The organism is Achromobacter sp. (assembly GCF_050285565.1).
Taxonomy (GTDB): domain Bacteria; phylum Pseudomonadota; class Gammaproteobacteria; order Burkholderiales; family Burkholderiaceae_B; genus Achromobacter.
The window spans coordinates 217,094-235,579 of record NZ_JBLZXG010000007.1 but is presented as its reverse complement, the minus strand read 5'-3'; the positions used below and the strand labels follow the sequence as shown (position 1 = coordinate 235,579).

Here is an 18,486-nt window from a genome sequence, read left to right as displayed (position 1 = left end):
GGGTGCGGGCAAGGCGTGGCATGGCCCGGGCAGGGCGGATTCGCAGCGCGCGGGCGCTCAAGCCCCTGGTCTGCTCCCTGATGCTGGGCGCGCCCGTGGCCCAGGCCGAGACCGACGCCGATCCGTCGCGCAGTCGCACGCTGGCGCCGATCACGGTGTCGGCCAATCCGCTGGGCCTGGATCTGAACAGCACCATGCTGCCGGCTTCCGTGCTGGAAGGCGAGGAACTGGTCGAGCGCCGCGCCGGCACGCTGGGCGAGACCCTCAAGAGCCAGCTGGGCGTGAACAGCGACACCTTCGGCGGCGGCGCCAGCCGGCCCGTGATCCGCGGCCAGACCGCGCCGCGCGTCAAGGTGCTGTCCGATGGCTCCGAAGTGATGGACGCGTCCGGCATTTCGCCGGATCACGCGGTGACGGTGGAACCGCTGCTGGCCGAGCGCATCGAGGTGCTGCGCGGCCCGGCCACGCTGCTGTACGGCGGCGGGGCGATCGGTGGCGTGGTGAACGTGGTGGACAAGAAGATTCCCACCGCCGTGCCCGGCAAGGGCGTGGAAATGGAGGCCGAGCTGCGGGGCGCCACCGGCACCAAGGAGCGCGCCGGCGCGGTCGGCATCACCGCCGGCGAAGGCCAGTTCGCGGTGCGGGTCGAGGGCATGAAGCGGCGCACCAGCGACTACGACGTGCCGGACTGGCCTGGCGGCAAGCTGGCCGGGTCGTACAGCGAGTCCACGCAAGGTACGGTCGGCATGTCCTGGATTACCCCGCGCGGCTACGTCGGCCTGGCCTTCACGCACCTGGAAAGCAAGTACGGGCTGCCCGGCCACAATCACGAATACGAAGGCTGCCATCCCCACGGCACGCACCTGCACTGCGGTGGCCACGACCACGACCACGAGGGCGAGGAAGGCGAGGCGGGCCATGATCACGACCACGAACATGGCGGCGTGCCCTACGTCAAACTGCGCAGCAACCGCCTGGATCTGCGCGCCGAATACCAGGACCCGTTCGCCGGCTTCGAGAGGATCCGCGTGCGTGGCGGCCTGACCGACTACCAGCACGACGAGATCGAGGGCGGTCAGGTGGGCACCCGCTTCAAGAACAAGGGCTACGACCTGCGCGTGGAGTTGCAGCACAAGCCGGTGGCCGGCTGGCGCGGCGTGATCGGGCTGCAGAACGCCTACAGCGACTTGCGCGCCGACGGCGAGGAAGCCTTCCTGCCGCGCAGCCGCACGCGTTCGAACGGTCTGTTCGTGCTGGAGGAATACCAGTTGAACGACTGGCGTTTCGAGATCGGCGCGCGCCAGGACTGGCAGCGCATCGCGCCGTCCGGCGGCGCCTCGCGCAGCAGCCTGTCGGGCACCTCGCTGTCCGCCGCCGCCATCTGGGACTTTGCGCCGCAGTACTCCGTGGCCCTGTCGCTGTCGCGCTCGCAGCGCCTGCCGACCGCGCAGGAGCTGTATGCCGACGGCGTGCACTTGGCCACCAACACCTATGAACTGGGCAACACCGGCCTGGGTCGCGAGACCTCGCGCAACATCGACCTGACCCTGCGCAAGCATTCGGGCGATACGACCTTCTCGGCCAGCGTGTTCCACAACCGCGTCAAGAACTACATCTACGCCGATACGCTGGACCGCTACGAGGATTTCCGCCTGATCGAATACACCCAGCGCGACGCCGAATTCACCGGCGTCGAAGGCGAGCTGCGGCACCAGTTCACGCCGCTGTTCTCGGCGGCGGTGTTCGGCGACTACGTGCGCGGCAAGCTGACCGGCGGCGACGGCAACCTGCCGCGCATCCCGGCGGCGCGCGCCGGCCTGCGCGGCAACGTCAAATGGCAGCAATGGTCGGGCGGCATCGAGTACGCGCGCGTGTTTGCGCAGAAGGACATCGCCGCCTACGAAAGCAGCACGCCGGGCTACAACCTGGTCAACGCGGTGGTGGCGTATCGCGGCCGCTACGGCGCCACGGGCTACGAGGTCTACCTGCGCGGCACCAACCTGTTGAACAAGCTGGCCTACAGCCACGCCTCGTTCATCTCGTCGGTGGCGCCGCTGCCCGGACGCAGCGTGATGCTGGGCATGCGCCTGACCTATTGAGGGCGGCGGCGGCCCCGCCGCGCGGGCGGATGATGTGCTAAGTTCCCGCCATGCCGCCCGCCCCGGAGTCCGCCATGCTGAAGTTCGCCGCCAACCTGTCGATGATGTACCCGGAACATGCCTTCCTGGACCGCTACGCAGCCGCCGCGGCCGACGGCTTCGCGGCGGTCGAATGCATGTTTCCCTATGAAGCGCCGGCCGCTTTCGTGCGCGAGCGCATGGATGCCGCCGGCGTGTCGCAGGTGCTGTTCAATGCGCCGCCGGGCGTGACCGCGCGCGGCGAGCGCGGCCTGGCCGCGCTGCCGGGCCGGCAGGACGAATTCCGCGCCGGCATCGAGCAGGCGCTGGGCTATGCCACCGCGCTGGCCTGCGCCCAGGTGCACGTGATGGCCGGCGTCGCGCCCGCCGGCGTTGCGCGCGCCGCCATGCTGGACTGCTACCGCGAGAACCTGGACTGGGCCGCGCGCCAGGCGCGCTCGGCCGGCGTGACGCTGCTGATCGAGCCGATCAACCCGCGTGATATTCCCGGCTATTTCCTCAACCGGCAGGACGAGGCCCATCAGGTGGTGCAGGCCGTCAACGCCCCCAACCTGAAGGTGCAGATGGATCTGTATCACTGCCAGATCGTCGAGGGTGATGTCACCACCCGGCTGCGCCAATACCTGCCGACCGGACGGGTCGGCCACCTGCAGATCGCCGGCGTGCCGCTGCGCCAGGAGCCCGACCAGGGCGAACTGGATTACGGCTGGATCTTCTCGGTGCTGCGCGAACTGGATTACACGGGCTGGATCGGTTGCGAATACCGTCCGGCGGCCGGCACCTCGGCCGGCCTGCGCTGGTTGGCCGCGGCGCGCGCTTGAGCGCCGTTGCGCGCCGCCTGCCGTCGATGCCTCTTGCGCCACGATCTCTATCTCGCCCTGTCGCGGCGCGCCCAAAATATAGTTAATATGTTAATTAAATCAAGAACGGCAACACCCGGAGACAACCCCATGTCCAGAAGAGGCTTTATCCGCCGCGCGCTGGCCACCGTGGCCGTGGCGGCCTTCGCCGCGCCGGCCGCGCCCGCGCTGGCGGCCGAATTTCCCGACCATCCGATCCGCTGGCTGGTGCCGTTCAGCGCCGGCGGCGGCAGCGATCTGGCCACCCGCATCGTGGCCAGGCACGTCAGCCAGACGCTGGGCCAGCCGGTGGTGGTGGAGAACCGCCCGGGTGCGGCCACCATCGTGGCGGCCCAGGAAACCGCGCGCGCCGCGCCCGACGGCTACACCCTGATGACCGCCGGCATGAGCACGCTGGCGCTGAACCCGTGGCTGTACAAGCAACTGCCGTACGACCCCTGGAAAGACCTGAAGCCGGTGTCGACGCTGGTGGCGCTGCCCATTGTGCTGGTGGCCGCGCCGGCGTCCGACCTGAAGAACATGCCGGAGGTGATGGAATACCTGTCCGGCAGCAAGACGGCCAGCTACGCCTCGCTGGGCGTGGGCAGCCCGCACCACCTGGCGATGGAAATGTTCCTGACGCTGTTCGGCGGCAAGGCCACCGCGATTCCATACAAGGGCACGCCGCCGGCCTTGCAGGACGTGGCGGCGGGCGTGGTGCCGCTGATGATGGCCGACCTGGCCGCGGCGCGGCCCTTGATCCAGGCGGGCAAGTTGCGCGCCATCGCGGTGCCCGCGCGCACACGTTCGGAACAGTTGCCGCAGGTGCCGACCTTTGGCGAGGCCGGCGGGCCGCCGCTGGAAGCCACGGCCTGGCAAGGCGTGGTGGCCCCGGCGCGCACGCCCAAGGCGGTGGTCGACAAGCTCAGCGGCGCGATCCAGGCGGCCTTGAAGTCGCCCGAGGTGATCAGGCAGCTCGAGCAGCAGGGCATGGAGCCCATGGGCAGCTCATCGAACGATTTCTACGATTACGCCCGCCGCGAGTACGAGAACTGGGGCGTGGTGATCCGGCAGAAGAATATCTCGGTGGATTGACGCGGCGCGCGATGGCCGCCGGCGACGGGCCGGGCCGTCGCGCATTGCGGCGCGGCGCTTATCCCGCCGCGGCGGCGCGGTTCTGCCGCCGCGCGGTGGCGGCGCAGCCGGCCGAGGCGATGATGATGCCGCAGATCGCCAGCCACTGCGTGCCGGACAGGTGCTCGTTCAGCACAATGACGCCGGCCAGCGCGCCCATGGCCGGTTCCATGCTCAGCAGCACGCCGAAGGTCTTTTGCGGCAGGCGCCGCAGCGCCACCATCTCCAGCGAATAGGGCAGGGCGCTGGACAGGATGCCGACCGCGACGCCGGCCAGGATCAGCTTCGGATCCAGCAGCGCCATGCCGGCGTGGGCCGCGCCCACCGGCAGCGCCACCAGGGCGGCGGCCAGCAAGCCCAGCGAGGTTGCCTGGCCGCCGTGCACGTTGCCGGCCTTCTTGCCGAAGATGATGTACAGCGCCCAGCACACCGCCGCGCCCAGCGCGTAGGCGATGCCGGTGGGGTCGAGGTCGTGCATCGACTGGCCGGTCGGGATCAGCAGCACCAGTCCGGCCAGCGCGCAGGCGATCCAGACGAAGTCGATGGCGCGCCGCGACAGCGCCACCGCCAGCGTCAGCGGACCGGTGAACTCAATGGCGATGGCCACGCCCAGCGGCAGAGTGCGCAGCGCCATGTAGAACAACAGGTTCATGCAGGCCAGCGTCACGCCGTACAGGGCGATCTTGGCGGCGTTGCGCCGTGTCAGCGGAAAGCGCCACGGGCGCCAGAACGCGATCAGGATGATGGCGCCGATGACGATGCGATAGGCCGTCGTGCCTTGCGCGCCCACCTCGGGAAACAACGACTTGGCGAACGAGGTGCCGACGCACAGCGAGGCCATGGCGCCGATCAGCGACAGGGTCGGCATCAAGGTGGAGGCGGAGGCATTGCGTCCGGATTGGAGGGTGGCGGCGGTCATGGTGCTGCGTCTGCGAAAAAAGTCAGGGGGTCGAGGTCTGGGCGTTGGAGTAGAGCACATACAGGGCCCGTGCCAGCGTCACCGCCGGCACCTGGATGAAGCCGGCCATGGGAAATCGGGCCGCGCCCGGACGCGAGAGCGGCCGGCGGGCTCTCAGTGTAAGCAAGGCCGGTGATTATTTCCTGCAGCCGGCGGGCCGCAAATGAAGTTTCCCGTCGAATTCGGGGCCAGGGTGGGGCGCGGACCCGTTTAGAATCCGCCAACAGGCCCGCCCGGCCTGGTTCATCGCCGTCCGAGCCCCCCATGGAACTAGACGATTTCGACCTTCAGATCCTGCGAAGCCTGCAGGAAGACAACCAGCGCACCAGCCAGGAGGTGGCCGCGCGCGTCAACCTGTCGCCGGTGTCGTGCCTGCGCCGCATGAAGCGGCTGCGCGAATCGGGAACGGTGCTGGGCGATGTGTCGGTGGTGGATCCGGCGGCGGTGGGGCGCAACATCATGATGGTGGTGCTGGTGTCGCTCGAAAGCGAGCGCGCCGACAAGCTCGACTCCTTCAAGCGCGCCATGCGCCACGCGCCGGAAATCATGCAATGCCTGGCGGTCACGGGCGAAGTGGACTTTGTCGTCACCATGACCGTGCGCGACATGGCGGAGTACGATGCCTTCGCGCAGCGCCACTTCTGGGGCGATCCCAACGTGAAGCGCTTCTCGACCCTGGTGGTGATGAACCGCGTGAAATACGGGCTGGCCGTGCCGACCGCGCGGCCGGACGACGAATAGAGAGGAACGCCCCTGGCCTTGCATCGCGTGCGGCCGTGGCTGGAGCGCGCCGGGGCCGTGGTCCGCCAATCCGGCCCACCTATCCGGCTCACCAACCCGACCCGCCAATGCAAAAGCCCGGCTCCAAGGAGCCGGGCTTTTTTATTCTGGTGGCCTGGGGCGGAATCGAACCACCGACACGCGGATTTTCAATCCGCTGCTCTACCAACTGAGCTACCAGGCCAACGAAGTCCGCAACTATACACAATTTTTTGGACTTGTGCCAGCCGCGCCGAAAAAAGCTTGAAGAATTTTCGGTGCGCCTTCCCACGTGGCAAGGGGCAAGGCGCGCATACTACCGCAAACGGCGATTGCATGGGGTGCGACGCAGGGTCGCGGCCAGGGGGCCGAATGGCGTGGGGATAACCCGCGGGAGTATAATCATGGCCGGTTCGCTGTTACATGCACGCTGCACCGCATGGGCTTTGCGGGGACCACAGCTCTAATACTCACGGCCTTGTCCTTTACATGTCGGTAGCTGTCCTAGCCTTCGGTCTGAATCACACGTCCGCGCCGGTGTCGGTTCGCGAACGCGTGTCCATGCCCGTCGACCTGGTCAAGCCGGCGCTGGAAGGCCTGCGTTCCGCGTTCGGCGGATCGGTGCGCGAAGCCGCCATCCTGTCGACCTGCAACCGCACCGAGATCTATTGCGCCGCCGACGGCCACGTGGCCGACCAACTGCCCGCCTGGCTGGCCGAGCACAACCGCCTGGATGCCGGCACGCTGCGCCCGCATCTGTACCGCCACCAGCAGGACGAAGCCGTGCGCCACGCCTTTCGCGTGGCCAGCGGGCTCGATTCCATGGTGCTGGGCGAAACCCAGATCGTCGGCCAAATGAAGGACGCCGTGCGCGCGGCCGGCGAAGCCGGTGCGCTCGGCACGCTGCTGCACCAGATGTTCCAGCGCACCTTCTCGGTGGCCAAGGAAGTCCGCTCGCAGACCGCCATCGGCGCGCAGTCGGTGTCCATGGCCGCCGCCGCGGTGCGCCTGGCCGAACGGGTGTTCGGCAACCTGGATCAGGCCCGCACGCTGTTCATCGGCGCGGGCGAAATGATCGAACTGTGCGCCACCCACTTCGCCGCGCAGCGTCCGCGCAGCATGGTGGTGGCCAATCGCACGGCCGAACGCGCCGAGCTGCTGGCCAACCGCTTCTCGGCCAGCACCATGAAGCTGTCCGACCTGACCGAGCGCCTGTCCGAATTCGACGTGGTCGTTTCCTGTACGGCCAGCTCCCTGCCGATCCTCGGGCTGGGGATGGTGGAACGGGCCACGCGCTTGCGCCGCCACCGCCCCATGGTCATGATCGACCTGGCCGTGCCGCGCGACATCGAACCCGAGGTCGGCCGCCTGGACGACGTCTACCTGTATTCCGTCGATGACCTGGGCCGCCTGGTCCAGACCGGCACCGATGCGCGCCGCGCCGCGGTGGTGCAGGCCGAGGCCATCATCGAAACCCGCGTCCAGGGCTTCATGCACTGGATGCAATCGCGCGAAGTGGTGCCCGTCATCCGCGACCTGCACCAGGCCGCCGACGACGTCCGCGCCGCCGAACTCGAACGCGCCCGCCGCCTGCTGGCGCGCGGCGAATCGCCCGAGGCCGTGCTGGAGCAACTGGCCCACGGCCTGACCCAGAAATACCTGCATGGCCCGCTGGCGGCGCTCAACCGCAGCGAAGGCGAGGACCGCAAGCAGTTGCTTGCCTGGATGCCGCGCCTGTTCCCCGGCCGCGACTCGCGCCGTTAGCGGCGCTGCCTCCGCCCCGCCTTGCGGCGGGCGCTCGTTGCGGGCGCCCGCCATCCTCGTTTTCCTTTGCTGAATTCCCATCATGAAATCTTCCATGCGCAGCCGGCTGGAGCACCTGTGTCACCGCCTGATCGAGGTGGACGCGCTGCTCGCCGAACCGGAAACCGCGTCCGACATGGACCGCTTTCGCAAGCTGTCGCGCGAGCGCGCCGAGCTGGAGCCGGTGGTCGAGGCGTTCACCGCCTTCGTGCGCGGCGAGCAAGACCTGGCGGCCGCGCAGGAGATGTTGTCCGATCCCGAGCTGAAGGCGATGGCCGAAGACGAGATCAAGAGCGGCCGCGTCAAGCTGGAATCGCTGGAGGCGGCGCTGCAGTTGCTGCTGCTGCCGCGCGACCCCAACGACGGCCGCAGCGTGTTCCTGGAAATCCGCGCCGGCACCGGCGGCGACGAAAGCGCGCTGTTCTCCGGCGACCTGCTGCGCATGTACACGCGCTACGCCGAACAGCGCGGCTGGCGCGTCGAGTTGATGTCGGAGAGCCCGTCGGAACTGGGCGGCTACAAGGAAGTGATCGCGCGCATCGAGGGCGACGGCGCCTATGGCCGCCTGAAATTCGAATCCGGCGCGCACCGCGTGCAGCGCGTGCCGGCCACCGAGGCGCAGGGGCGCATCCATACCTCGGCCTGCACGGTGGCCGTCATGGCCGAAGCCGATGAGATGTCGGAGATCGTCATCAACCCGAGCGACCTGCGCATCGATACCTTCCGCGCCAGCGGCGCCGGCGGCCAGCACATCAACAAGACCGACTCGGCCGTGCGCATCACGCACTTGCCGACCGGGCTGGTGGTGGAATGCCAGGACGACCGCTCGCAGCACCGCAACAAGGATAAGGCCATGCAGGTGCTGGCCGCGCGCCTGAAGGACAAGGAAACCCGCGAGCGCCAGAGCAAGGAAGCGGCCGAGCGCAAGAGCCTGATCGGTTCCGGTGACCGTTCCGAGCGTATCCGCACCTACAACTTCCCGCAGGGCCGCGTCACCGACCATCGCATCAACCTGACGCTGTACAAGCTGCAGCAGATCATGGAAGGCGATCTGGAAGAACTGACCGGCGCCCTGATCGCCGAGCACCAGGCCGAGCAGTTGGCGGCGCTGGGCGACGACGTCTGATCCGCGCCGGCCGATGACCGACCAGATCAAGCGCCTGTTGCTGGACACGCGCCTGCCGCGGCTCGAGGTGCGCATGCTGCTCGAACACGTGCTGGCCAAGCCGCGCGCCTGGCTGCTGGCGCATGACACCGATCCGCTGGCGCCGGAGGTGGCGGCGGCCTACGAAGGCCTGGCGCAGCGCCGCCTGGCCGGCGAGCCGATGGCCTATCTGCTGGGGCGGCGCGAGTTCATGGGGCATGCGTTCCGCGTGACGCCCGACGTGCTGATCCCGCGCCCGGACACCGAGGTGCTGGTGGAAACGGCGCTGGAATGCGTGGCCGCGCTGGCCGCGCCCGCCGTGCTGGACCTGGGCACCGGCAGCGGCGCCATCGCCATTTCGATTGCCCTGGCGCGGCGCGACGCGCGCGTGATGGCCGGTGACGTCAGCGCCGCGGCGCTGGCCGTGGCCGCGGGCAATGCGTGGGAATTGGCGGCGTCGGTGCGTTTCGTCGAAGGCAACTGGTACGACGCGGTGCCGGCCGGCGAGGGCTTCGACCTGATCGTGTCCAACCCGCCGTATGTCGCCAGCGACGACCCGCACCTGGGGCAGGGCGACGTGCGCTTCGAGCCGCGCGGCGCGCTGACCGATGGCGCCGACGGCCTGCAAGACCTGCGCCGCATCGTGGCCGGCGCCCCTCGCCACTTGAAGCCGGGCGGGGCATTGTGGATGGAACATGGCTGGGATCAGGCCGAGGCGGTGCGCGGCCTGCTGGCCGCCGCCGGTTTCACCGACATTCACAGCCGGCGCGACCTGGCCGGCATCGAGCGCATTTCCGGCGGCCGCTGGCCGGGGCGCGGCTGACGCCAGTCCGGCGATTTGTAACCGGCCGCCGCGCCGCCGCCGGCCGATTCCCCGGGGCGGCTCCGGGGAATCCGGGACGAATTCCCGCCTGTACCTATAATTGGCGTATTCCGTTATGCCTCCTGTCCAAGAGACCACCATGAGCGACGTTCAAGAATTCATCCGCGAAACCGTGACCCAGCACCCCGTTGTGCTGTTCATGAAGGGCACTGCCCAGTTCCCGCAGTGCGGCTTTTCCGGCAAGGCGATCCAGATCCTCAAGAGCTGTGGCGTCAAGAAGCTGGTGACCGTGAACGTGCTGGAGGACGACGAAGTCCGCCAGGGCATCAAGGAATTCTCGAACTGGCCGACGATTCCGCAGCTGTACGTGGCCGGCGAGTTCATCGGCGGTTCGGACATCATGAACGAGATGAACGAATCGGGCGAACTGAAGACCCTGCTGGAGCAATCCGGCGCCACGGCCTGATCCCGTGCGGCGACTGGTCATCGGCATCACGGGGGCCACCGGCTCCCTGTACGCGGTGCGCATGCTGCAGGCGCTGCGCGGCGTGGACGATGTCGAGACGCACCTGGTGGTGTCGGCCTCGGGCGTGCTGAACATCAAGCACGAGCTCGACGTCAGCCGCCATGACGTCTATGCGCTGGCCGACCATGTGCACAACGTGCGCGACGTCGGCGCCACGCTGGCCAGCGGCGCGTTCCAGACGGCCGGCATGGTGATCGTGCCGTGCTCGATGCGCACGCTGGCGGCCGTGGCTCACGGCCTGTCCGACAACCTCATCACGCGCGCGGCCGACGTCACCCTCAAGGAACGCCGCCGCCTGGTGATGCTGGTGCGCGAAACGCCCTTCAATCTGGCGCACCTGCGCAACATGACCGCCGTCACCGAGATGGGCGGCATCGTGTTCCCGCCGCTGCCGGCGTTCTATCACCGTCCGGCCAGCATCGAGGAAATGGTGGATCACACCGTGGCCCGGGTGCTGGAGCTGTTCGACATCCATGTGCCCGGTCCGCACTGGGAAGGCATGAAATAAGCGCCGTCGCGGCTCCTGGGCCGCGACGGTGAACGCCCCGGGGATCAACCGATCCCCGGGGCGTTCTCGTTTCGGCGCGCGCGTTGCGGCAGGCGGTCAAGCCGCCGCAGGCCGGGCGGCGATCATTCCACCAGCCCCAGCCCGTTGAGCGCAGCCAGGTTTTCCGGCCAGCGGCGGGCGCGGGCGTTCTGCAGTTCGATGCGGGCCCAGGCCATCCAGCCGGCCCATTCGATGCGCTTGTCCCAGGCGGTGCCCCAGGCCTGCAGCGCGGCCAGGCCGGCGGCGGCGTGGGCCTCGGCGGCCTCGAAGTCGCCCGCGGTCAGCGCCAGTTGCGCCAGCAGCAGGCGCGGCTCGCCGACCCACGGGTTGTGCGCCACCGCGGCGTCCAGCATGTGGCGCGCGGTGTCCATTTCGGTCTGCGGGTGCATGCGCGTGACGACCTGCCAGTACAAGGCGCTGGCGGCGGCTTCGTCACGCGGGCTGAGGGTGGCGCGGCAGTGGTCGAACGCGGGCGGCACGGGGATGCCGGTATCGGCCGGCAGCGCCGGCAGCGGCGCCAGCAGGCGCGACAGCATCGACAGGATGTTCGACGGCGGCTTCAGCGGCCCGGGCCACAGCGACGCGGCCCAGTGCGATTTGAGGTCGCGGCGCTGTTGCTGCGGATAGCCGGCGAAGATCTCGTCCTGCCAACTGTGCCATTGTTCGCCGATGTCGGCGGCCGATACCACGATGAAGGCGGCGACCTGGCGCGGCGTGAAGGTGTAGACCTGGCCGTCGGCGCCGGCCAGCGTCAGGCCCTCGGGGCCTTGGCCCTGGCCTTGCAGGATGGCCTGCACGAAGCGGGTGCGCGGCATGGCGCAGAACAGGCTGACCCATTCCTCGGCCTCCTCGCCCAGCGCCTCGCGCAGCGTGTTGCGTTCGCGCTCGCGGTCGAACAGCGTCAGGTCGACGTATTCGTTGCCGTACACGCTGTGGAACAGGCCCAGCAACCGCACTTCGCGCGGCTGGTTCCACAGCGTCAGGGTGCGGTAGACGCCCAACAGGTGGTGCTTGAAGGTGCCGGCCTTGTGCCAGTCTTCGCCGGCGCTGCGGGCAAAGAGCAGGTCGAGCAGGGCGGGCAGGTCGGCATCGACGGCGGCATAGTGGTCGGCCAACAGGGCGCGCGCGTGGGGATGCAGTTCGTTGGGGGTGGACATGGCAATGACGACAAGGTGTTGGAATCCAGCCGCTATTGTGTCGCGCTGGCGCGGGCTTGTCATGGCGACGGGCTTTATACGGAAATGCGCATATCAATATGAAAATTCATCGCTTCCGGTTTTGAGGGACGCTCACTAGAATCCGGGGCTTCCCTTCCCTGTTCGATTGCCGAGATTCCCATGCGTCTACGCCACACCCTGGCCGTCCTTGCCACCCTGATCGGATTCGCCGCCGCCGCGCCGGCCATGGCGCAGGACGCCGAACTGAAAGTCGGCGTGACCGTCGGCCCGCACGCCCAGATCGGCGAGGTGGTGCAGCAGGTCGCGGCCAGGCAGGGCCTGAAGGTCAAGCTGGTCGAGTTCAGCGACTTCATCCAGCCCAACGCCGCGCTCGATGCCAAGGAACTGGACCTGAATATCTACCAGCACAAGCCCTTCCTCGAATCGCAGAACAAGGCGCGCGGCTACAAGCTGGTGCCGGTGGCCACGGCCGTGGTGCAGCAGATGGGCATCTACTCCAAGCGCGTGAAGTCGCTGGACGATCTGCCGCAAGGCGCCAAGGTGGCGATCCCCAACGACCCCACCAACGGCGCCCGCGCGCTGCTGGTGCTGCAGGCCGCCAAATTGATCAAGCTGAAGGACGGCGTGACCGTGACGGCTTCGTTGTTCGACGTGGTCGACAATCCCAAGAAACTCAAGTTCGTCGAGATCGAGGCCGCGCAACTGCCGCATTCGCTGGCCGACGTCGACGCCGCCGCCGTGAACTCGGCCTATGCCATCCCGGCCGGCCTGTCGCCCGCCAAGGACGCGCTGGTGCTGGAAAGCAAGGACGCGCCGTTCGCCGCCGTGGTGATCGCCGCGCGCGAGGACAACAAGAACGACCCGCGCATCGCGCGCTTCATCAAGGCCTACCAGTCCGATGAGGTGAAGGCCTTCGTGGCGCAGAAGTTCCCCGGCGCCTACTCCACGTCCTGGTAAGCCATGTCGACGCTGACGGTCTATCCGCAGGACGATCCCGCCGCCGGCCGCTGCCTCGACGATGCGGATGCGATCCGGCGCGAGCTGGCGGCCATCGGCGTGACCTTCGAGCGCTGGCGGGCGCGGGCGCCGGTGGCGCCGGGCGCGGCGCCGGCCGAGGTACTGGCGGCGTATCGGCCCGAGATCGACCGGCTGGTGGCCGAGCGCGGCTACCGCAGCGTCGACGTGGTCAGCCTGGATCCGGCGCATCCGGAGCGCGCGGCGTTGCGCCGCAAGTTCCTGGCCGAGCATACCCACGCTGACGACGAGGTGCGCTTCTTCGTCGCCGGTAGCGGCCTGTTCACGCTGCATGCCGCCGGCCGCGTTTACGCGGTGCTGTGCGAGCAGGACGACCTGATCTCGGTGCCGGCCGGCATGCCGCACTGGTTCGACATGGGCTCGGCGCCGGCCTTCACCTGTATCCGGCTATTCAATGATCCGGCGGGTTGGGTGGCGCAGTTCACCGGCGATGAGATCGCCACGCGTTTTCCGGCGTTGCCGTAACGACGCTGGAGCGGGGACGGGCGGGGCCTGATCGCGCCTGCCGCAACACCCGGGCTAGACCCGCGCCAGGGCCGCGCCGCCGCGTTCCGCCTAGCGGTGCGCCTCACGCATATTTGCCCGTCAGCCCCCCATCCACCAGCAGTTCCGTGCCGGTGATGTAAGAGGCTTCGTCCGAGGCCAGGAACGCCACCGCGTTCGCCACTTCCCAGGGCGTACCCATGCGGCCCATCGGCACCTGCCGGTCGCGGGCGGCGCGCGCCGCCGCCAGATCATCCTTGGCGAACATGGCGGCCACGTTCCTGGCCACGCGCGGCGTATCGATCAGTCCCGGAATCACGGTATTCACGCGGATGCCGTCGGCCGCATACTGCTGCGCCGCCATGCGCGCGAAGTGGATCACCGCCGCCTTGCTGACGCTGTAGGCCAGGTGGGGATAGCCGGTGTAGCGGATGCCGGCGATCGACGACACGGTGACGATGGCGCCGCCGCCCCGCGCCCGCATCACCGGCGCCAGCAGGCGCGTGACGATCAGCAGGCTGGTGACGTTGACGCGCTGGATGCGGTCCCAGTCGGCCAGGTCGATGTCTTCCGGGCCGCCGACCTTGCCGATGCCGGCGTTGGCCTGCAAGACGTCGATGCGGCCATAGTGGCCGAGCGCCGCGTCCACGGCGGCCTGCATGGCGTCGGCGTCGGCCACGTCGGCTTGTAGCGGCAGCGCCTTGCCGCCGGCCTGTTCGACTTCATGGGCCGCGTCCTCGGCGGCCGCCAGGTCGGCGTCCAGCGCGATGATGGCCGCGCCCTGGCGCGCCAGCGTCACGCAACTGGCTTTGCCGATGCTCCAGCCGGCGGCCGACGAGCCGGCGCCGGCCACCAGCGCCACCTTGCCCGCCAGCCGCGCGCCGGGCGCGGGCGGGATCACGACGTTCCCCCGTCGCGCTGGTGTGACTTGCCCTTGCCGACGTAGGGAATGGCGTGGTCGATGGTCTCCCAGATGAAGCGGCCGCTCGGGCTCTGCTGTTCCTCGGCCACGTGCGACACCAGCCCGGCGGCGCGCGAGATGACGGCGAAGCCGCGCATCAGCGCCGTGGGCACGCCGATCTCGCTGAGCAGCGCGGCGACCGCGCCGGTGGCGTTGATGGTGATGTGCTTGCCGTAGGTCTCGTCGATCGCCGCCGCCAGCAGGCGCAATGCCTTGAGCGAATCGCCGGGCAGATCCGCTTCGGCCTCGGCCAGCGCCAGCAGCTTGATCGAGCGCGGGTCGTCGGGCTTGTGCAGATGATGGCCGAAGCCCGGCAGCGCCTGGCGGCTGGCGCGGAATTCCTGCGCGATCGCCAGCGCCTCGGCGCGGCCGTCGGCGGCCTGGCGGATGCGGTCCAGCAGGCGCGAGCAGTTTTCCATGGTGCCGACGAACTGGCTGCCGACCGCCATCAGGCCGGACGCCACCGCGCCCTGCAGGTTCTCGGGCGCGCTCATGTAGATCAGGCGGGTGGCGATGGCGCTGGGCGTCAGGCCGTGCTCCATCAGTGTCACCAGCACGGCGTCGACGATGCGCATGTCCACCGGGCGCGCCTCGCGGCCCAGGATCTGCATGATCATGACTTCGGTGAAGGTCTTCTTGCCGATCAGGTCTTCCACCAGGTCGACGTCGCGGTACGACATGCCGGTCAGGTGATGGGCGCAGAGACGGGTTTCGGGGGTGTTCATGAGGATTCCTTGAGGGCCGCATCGCGCACGGCGTTCTTGAGCACCTTGCCGACGGGCGAGCGCGGCAGGCTGTCATGGATATGGATCTGCTTGGGCGTGGCGACCGGGCCGAGCAGGCCGCGCACATGCGCCTTCAGGGCATCGGCGTCGGCCGCCACACCGGGATGCAGTTGCACCGCGGCATGGACGGCCTCGCCCCATTTGTCGTCGGGCAGACCGAACACCGAGCATTCGTAGACGGCCGGATGCGACGACAACGCGTTCTCGACATCGACGGGATAGACGTTGAAGCCGCCGCTGATGATGACGTCGCGCAGGCGGTCCTTCAGGAACAGGAAGCCGCGCGCGTCGATCAGGCCGGTGTCGCCGGTGTGCAGCCAGCCGTCGACGATGGTTTCTGCGGTCTTTTCCGGCAGGCGCCAGTAGCCTGACATCACCAGGTCGCCGCGCACCACCACTTCGCCGATCGCGCCGCGCGGCAGCAGGGCGCCGGCCGCATCCATGATGGCGACCTCAGACAGCCAGGTGACGCGGCCGACCGAGGCGCGGTTGTCGGGCGATTCGAGGTCGGCGGGGCGCAGCACCGTGACGATCTGCGGCGCTTCGGTCTGGCCGTAGGTGGTGCCCAGCACCGGGCCGAAGAAGGCGCGGGCGCGTTCGATCTTCTCGGGCGGCATCGGCGCGCCGCCATAGATCAGGTTGCGCAGCTTGGGGAAGTCGGCGCGCGATACGCCCGGCTGCGCCATGATCATGTAGATCAGCGTCGGCGGCATGAAGCTCAGGGTGCCGCCGCGCTCGCGGAAGGCGGCGGTGATGGCGGCCGGCGTGGCGCTGTCGAGCAGCACATGGGCGCCGCCGCGCGCCAGCACCGGCAAGAGGTAGGTGCCGGTGCCGTGCGTCACCGGGGCGGCGACCACGTAGCGATCCTCGTGTGTCAGGCCCCAACTGTGGATCTGGTTGATGATGGCGGCGTTCCAGGCATGGTAGGGCTGCATCACGCCCTTGGGCAGGCCGGTGGTGCCGCCGGTGAACTTGATGGCCTGGGTGGCGTCGCGTGGCAGCGCGTGGCGTAGCGGCTCGCGGCCGGCGCCGCGCGCAAGCAACGCTTCGACGGCCAGGCCGGCGATGTCGGGGGCCAGGCGGATACGGTGCGGCGCGCCCGCCGCCACCAGGGCGTCGCCGGCGTCATCGACGATGACGATGGACGGCTCGGTGGCATCCAGGATGCGCCCGATCTCGCGCGCCGTGCTGCGGGTGTTCAGCGGCACCCAGACCTTGCCGCTGGCCAGCACCGCCAGCAGCGCCAGGATGTGGCGGCTGGTGTTGCCGGCGCACAGCGCCACGCGGGTCTGCGGCGCCGGGTCCAGGTCCTGCAACGCGGCCGCCAGCGCGCGCACGTCCGCGGCCAGCCGCGCGTACGTCACCTGGCCCTCGGGCGCGTCCAGCGCCACGCGGTCCGGGTATTGCTCGGCGGCGCGGAAAAAGAAATCTATCGGGTACACCCTGGTGCTCCTCAGTTGGCTTTGATGTCGGCGCGCTTGACCACGGCGCTCCACTTGTCGATTTCGCTGGCGATCTTCTTGGCGAAGGTCTCGGGCGTATTGGGCGGTTGCGGCGCGTAGAAGCCCGATTGCTTGTAGGAGGCCACCAGCGCGGGGTCGGCCAGCGCCTTGTTCAGGGCCTGGTTCAGGCGGTCGATGACGGGCTGCGGCGTGCCGGCGGGCGCCATCAGCCCGAACCACGATTCCACGTCGAAGCCGGGCAGGCCGGACTCGGCCAGCGTCGGCACGTCGGGCACGGCCGGCAGGCGCTGCGGCGAGGTGACGCCGATGGCGCGCAGCTTGCCGGCCTGCACGTGCGGCAGCGAGGAGGGCAGGTTGTCGAACATCGAATCGACCTGGCCGCCCAGCAGGTCGGCCACCGCCGGGCCGCTGCCGCGATAGGGCACGTGCAGGATGTCGGTGCCGGTCTGCATCTTGAACAGCTCGCACGACAGGTGGATCGATGAACCGCTGCCCGACGAGGCGCAGGTCAGCTTGCCCGGGTGTGCCTTGGCGTAGGCCAGGTATTCGGGCACTGTCTTGACCGGCAGCTTGGGGTTGACCACCAGGATGTTGGGAATGGTCGCCAGCAGGCCGATCGGCTTGAAGTCCTTGACGAAGTCGTAGTTGAGCTTGCTGTAAAGCGTGCGGTTGATGGTGTTGGCGATCGAGCCGACGTACAGCGTGTAGCCATCGGCGGCGGCGCGCGAGACGATTTCGGCGCCGATGTTGCTGTTGGCGCCGGTCTTGTTTTCCACCACGATGGTCTGGCCCAGTTCCTCTGTCAGGGCCTTGGCCACCAGCCGCGCGACGATGTCGGTGGCGCCGCCGGCGGCATAGCCGACCACCAGGGTCACCGGGCGCTCGGGATAGGGCTTGGCGGCCCAGCCGGGCGCGCTCAAGGCGAGGGCGCCCGCCAGGGCCGCGACGCTGGCGGCCAGCCGCTTGCTGAATGTCTGCATGGTTGTCTCCGTCCTGTTTGTCTAATATCTGGACAGATCTGTGCCTGCCCGACTTCATATTGGGCTTTGATAGGCGCCTCATCAACGCAAGGTGTCCAGAAAATGAACAAACCGGAAAGCGACGACGGCGGGCCGCGGATATTGCGGCGCGGGCTGCGGGTGCTGGGGGTGCTGCGCCAGGCGGGCGCGGCCGGCATGCATGTGACCGACATCGCGCGCGCGGCCGGCATGCAGCGCTCCACCGTGTACCGCTACCTGGACGTGCTGGCGCAGGAAGGCTATGCGCTGCGCGCGCCGGACGCGCCGCATTGGCGCATGGCGGAACTGGGCGTGATGCTGGCCGGCGATCCGCACGCCGAGGCGGTGCGCGGCCTGCGGCCGGTGTTGCGGCAGATCAGCGATGTCAGCGGCGATTCGGCGTTTCTGATCTGCCGTGCCGGCGGGGATTCGCTCTGCCTGCACCGGGAGGTGGGCAATTATCCGGTGCAGGTACTGGCGGTGACGATCGGCCATCGCCAGCCGCTGGGCGTGGGCGCGGCCGGCCTGGCGTTGCTGGGCGCGCTGCCGCCGGCCGAGGCCGATGAGGTGATCGCGCACAACGAGCGGGCGCTGCGCGCCTATGGCGGCATGACGGTGGCGCACATGCGGCGGCTGGCCGGCAACACCCGTGATCGCGGCTGGGCCGTGGTCGGCAATGCCGCCGTGCCGGGCGTGCTGGGGGTGGGCGTGGCGTTATGCGATGCCGGCGGCTATCCGCGTTTGGCGGTCAGCGTGTCGAGCCTGATCGACCGCATGCAGGCGCCGCGCCAGCGCGCCATCGCCGAGTTGATTCGCAGCCAACTGGCGCAGGATGAGGTCAGGCGCCAGCGGTGGAGCCTGCCCGGCGAGGCGGACTGAACGGCGGGCCAGCGCGCCGGCCTCGATGACCGC

General features: G+C 69.0%; 19 protein-coding genes and 1 tRNA gene. 12 read left to right on the top strand and 8 right to left on the bottom strand.

Annotated elements, in window-relative coordinates; all coding sequences use genetic code 11:
* The first annotated feature begins 80 nt into the window (after positions 1-80).
* The 3 genes from ACN6O8_RS16660 to ACN6O8_RS16650 all read left to right on the top strand — a co-directional run bounded on the left by ACN6O8_RS16660 (position 81) and on the right by ACN6O8_RS16650 (position 4,072).
* Positions 81-2,099 carry a TonB-dependent receptor domain-containing protein gene (locus tag ACN6O8_RS16660; protein WP_427992288.1) on the top strand — a complete coding sequence of 673 codons (2,019 nt, stop codon included), beginning with the start codon at positions 81-83 and terminating at the stop codon, positions 2,097-2,099.
* Positions 2,100-2,173: 74 nt separating this feature from the next.
* Entirely contained in the window at positions 2,174-2,959 is a 786-nt protein-coding gene (otnI, locus tag ACN6O8_RS16655) for a 2-oxo-tetronate isomerase (RefSeq protein ID WP_427992134.1), read from the top strand.
* Between the two features lie 129 nt (positions 2,960-3,088).
* Positions 3,089-4,072, top strand: a complete 984-nt coding sequence (locus tag ACN6O8_RS16650; RefSeq protein ID WP_427992133.1) for a Bug family tripartite tricarboxylate transporter substrate binding protein — start codon at positions 3,089-3,091, stop codon at positions 4,070-4,072.
* Between the two features lie 58 nt (positions 4,073-4,130).
* Here ACN6O8_RS16650 and ACN6O8_RS16645 read toward each other — a convergent pair whose 3' ends face one another.
* Both ACN6O8_RS16645 and ACN6O8_RS16640 read right to left on the bottom strand, forming a co-directional pair.
* A complete protein-coding gene (locus tag ACN6O8_RS16645; protein ID WP_427992132.1) occupies positions 4,131-5,030 on the bottom strand; it encodes an EamA family transporter in 900 nt (299 codons plus the stop codon).
* 22 nt (positions 5,031-5,052) lie between these two features.
* Positions 5,053-5,196, bottom strand: coding sequence for a hypothetical protein (locus ACN6O8_RS16640; RefSeq protein WP_427992131.1), 144 nt, complete (start codon positions 5,194-5,196; stop codon positions 5,053-5,055).
* A gap of 137 nt (positions 5,197-5,333) precedes the next feature.
* On the opposite strand from ACN6O8_RS16640, the gene ACN6O8_RS16635 reads away from it, so the two are divergent.
* Positions 5,334-5,810, top strand: coding sequence for an Lrp/AsnC family transcriptional regulator (locus ACN6O8_RS16635; protein WP_427992130.1), 477 nt, complete (start codon positions 5,334-5,336; stop codon positions 5,808-5,810).
* 147 nt (positions 5,811-5,957) lie between these two features.
* On the opposite strand, the gene ACN6O8_RS16630 is transcribed toward ACN6O8_RS16635, so the two are convergent.
* Positions 5,958-6,033: transfer RNA gene (locus ACN6O8_RS16630), tRNA-Phe, on the bottom strand.
* Positions 6,034-6,317: 284 nt separating this feature from the next.
* Between ACN6O8_RS16630 and hemA the strand changes: the two genes are divergently transcribed.
* The 5 genes from hemA to ACN6O8_RS16605 all read left to right on the top strand — a co-directional run bounded on the left by hemA (position 6,318) and on the right by ACN6O8_RS16605 (position 10,632).
* Entirely contained in the window at positions 6,318-7,592 is a 1,275-nt protein-coding gene (hemA, locus tag ACN6O8_RS16625; protein ID WP_427992129.1) for a glutamyl-tRNA reductase, read from the top strand.
* 82 nt (positions 7,593-7,674) lie between these two features.
* The gene (gene prfA / locus ACN6O8_RS16620; RefSeq protein WP_427992128.1) at positions 7,675-8,757 is read left to right on the top strand and encodes a peptide chain release factor 1; all 1,083 of its coding nucleotides are present in this window, start codon (positions 7,675-7,677) and stop codon (positions 8,755-8,757) included.
* Positions 8,758-8,770: 13 nt separating this feature from the next.
* A complete protein-coding gene (gene prmC / locus ACN6O8_RS16615) occupies positions 8,771-9,598 on the top strand; it encodes a peptide chain release factor N(5)-glutamine methyltransferase (RefSeq protein ID WP_427992127.1) in 828 nt (275 codons plus the stop codon).
* Between the two features lie 139 nt (positions 9,599-9,737).
* Entirely contained in the window at positions 9,738-10,064 is a 327-nt protein-coding gene (gene grxD, locus ACN6O8_RS16610) for a Grx4 family monothiol glutaredoxin (RefSeq protein ID WP_020926055.1), read from the top strand.
* Between the two features lie 4 nt (positions 10,065-10,068).
* Entirely contained in the window at positions 10,069-10,632 is a 564-nt protein-coding gene (locus ACN6O8_RS16605) for a UbiX family flavin prenyltransferase (RefSeq protein ID WP_427992126.1), read from the top strand.
* A 122-nt stretch (positions 10,633-10,754) separates the two neighbouring features.
* Here ACN6O8_RS16605 and ACN6O8_RS16600 read toward each other — a convergent pair whose 3' ends face one another.
* Complete coding sequence (locus ACN6O8_RS16600; protein ID WP_427992125.1) at positions 10,755-11,828, bottom strand: DUF6817 domain-containing protein; 1,074 nt, start codon at positions 11,826-11,828, stop codon at positions 10,755-10,757.
* A 180-nt stretch (positions 11,829-12,008) separates the two neighbouring features.
* On the opposite strand from ACN6O8_RS16600, the gene ACN6O8_RS16595 reads away from it, so the two are divergent.
* Positions 12,009-12,806 (top strand): MetQ/NlpA family ABC transporter substrate-binding protein, encoded by a 798-nt coding sequence (locus tag ACN6O8_RS16595; RefSeq protein ID WP_427992124.1) that lies wholly within the window; start codon positions 12,009-12,011, stop codon positions 12,804-12,806.
* 3 nt (positions 12,807-12,809) lie between these two features.
* The gene (locus ACN6O8_RS16590) at positions 12,810-13,349 is read left to right on the top strand and encodes a 1,2-dihydroxy-3-keto-5-methylthiopentene dioxygenase (protein WP_427992123.1); all 540 of its coding nucleotides are present in this window, start codon (positions 12,810-12,812) and stop codon (positions 13,347-13,349) included.
* A 103-nt stretch (positions 13,350-13,452) separates the two neighbouring features.
* On the opposite strand, the gene ACN6O8_RS16585 is transcribed toward ACN6O8_RS16590, so the two are convergent.
* Genes ACN6O8_RS16585 through ACN6O8_RS16570 form a run of 4 tightly spaced genes read right to left on the bottom strand, consistent with a single transcriptional unit; the run spans position 13,453 to position 17,556 of the window.
* Positions 13,453-14,268, bottom strand: coding sequence for an SDR family NAD(P)-dependent oxidoreductase (locus tag ACN6O8_RS16585; protein ID WP_427992122.1), 816 nt, complete (start codon positions 14,266-14,268; stop codon positions 13,453-13,455).
* Complete coding sequence (locus ACN6O8_RS16580; protein WP_427992121.1) at positions 14,265-15,053, bottom strand: citryl-CoA lyase; 789 nt, start codon at positions 15,051-15,053, stop codon at positions 14,265-14,267. Before ACN6O8_RS16580 ends, ACN6O8_RS16585 begins: the two co-directional genes overlap by 4 nt.
* Positions 15,050-16,555: a class I adenylate-forming enzyme family protein gene (locus ACN6O8_RS16575; RefSeq protein WP_427992120.1), complete on the bottom strand. Its 1,506-nt coding sequence runs from the start codon at positions 16,553-16,555 to the stop codon at positions 15,050-15,052. Before ACN6O8_RS16575 ends, ACN6O8_RS16580 begins: the two co-directional genes overlap by 4 nt.
* Positions 16,556-16,566: 11 nt before the next feature.
* The gene (locus ACN6O8_RS16570) at positions 16,567-17,556 is read right to left on the bottom strand and encodes a Bug family tripartite tricarboxylate transporter substrate binding protein (protein WP_427992119.1); all 990 of its coding nucleotides are present in this window, start codon (positions 17,554-17,556) and stop codon (positions 16,567-16,569) included.
* A gap of 102 nt (positions 17,557-17,658) precedes the next feature.
* On the opposite strand from ACN6O8_RS16570, the gene ACN6O8_RS16565 reads away from it, so the two are divergent.
* Positions 17,659-18,453, top strand: a complete 795-nt coding sequence (locus tag ACN6O8_RS16565) for an IclR family transcriptional regulator (RefSeq protein ID WP_427992118.1) — start codon at positions 17,659-17,661, stop codon at positions 18,451-18,453.
* The last annotated feature ends 33 nt before the right edge of the window (positions 18,454-18,486 follow it).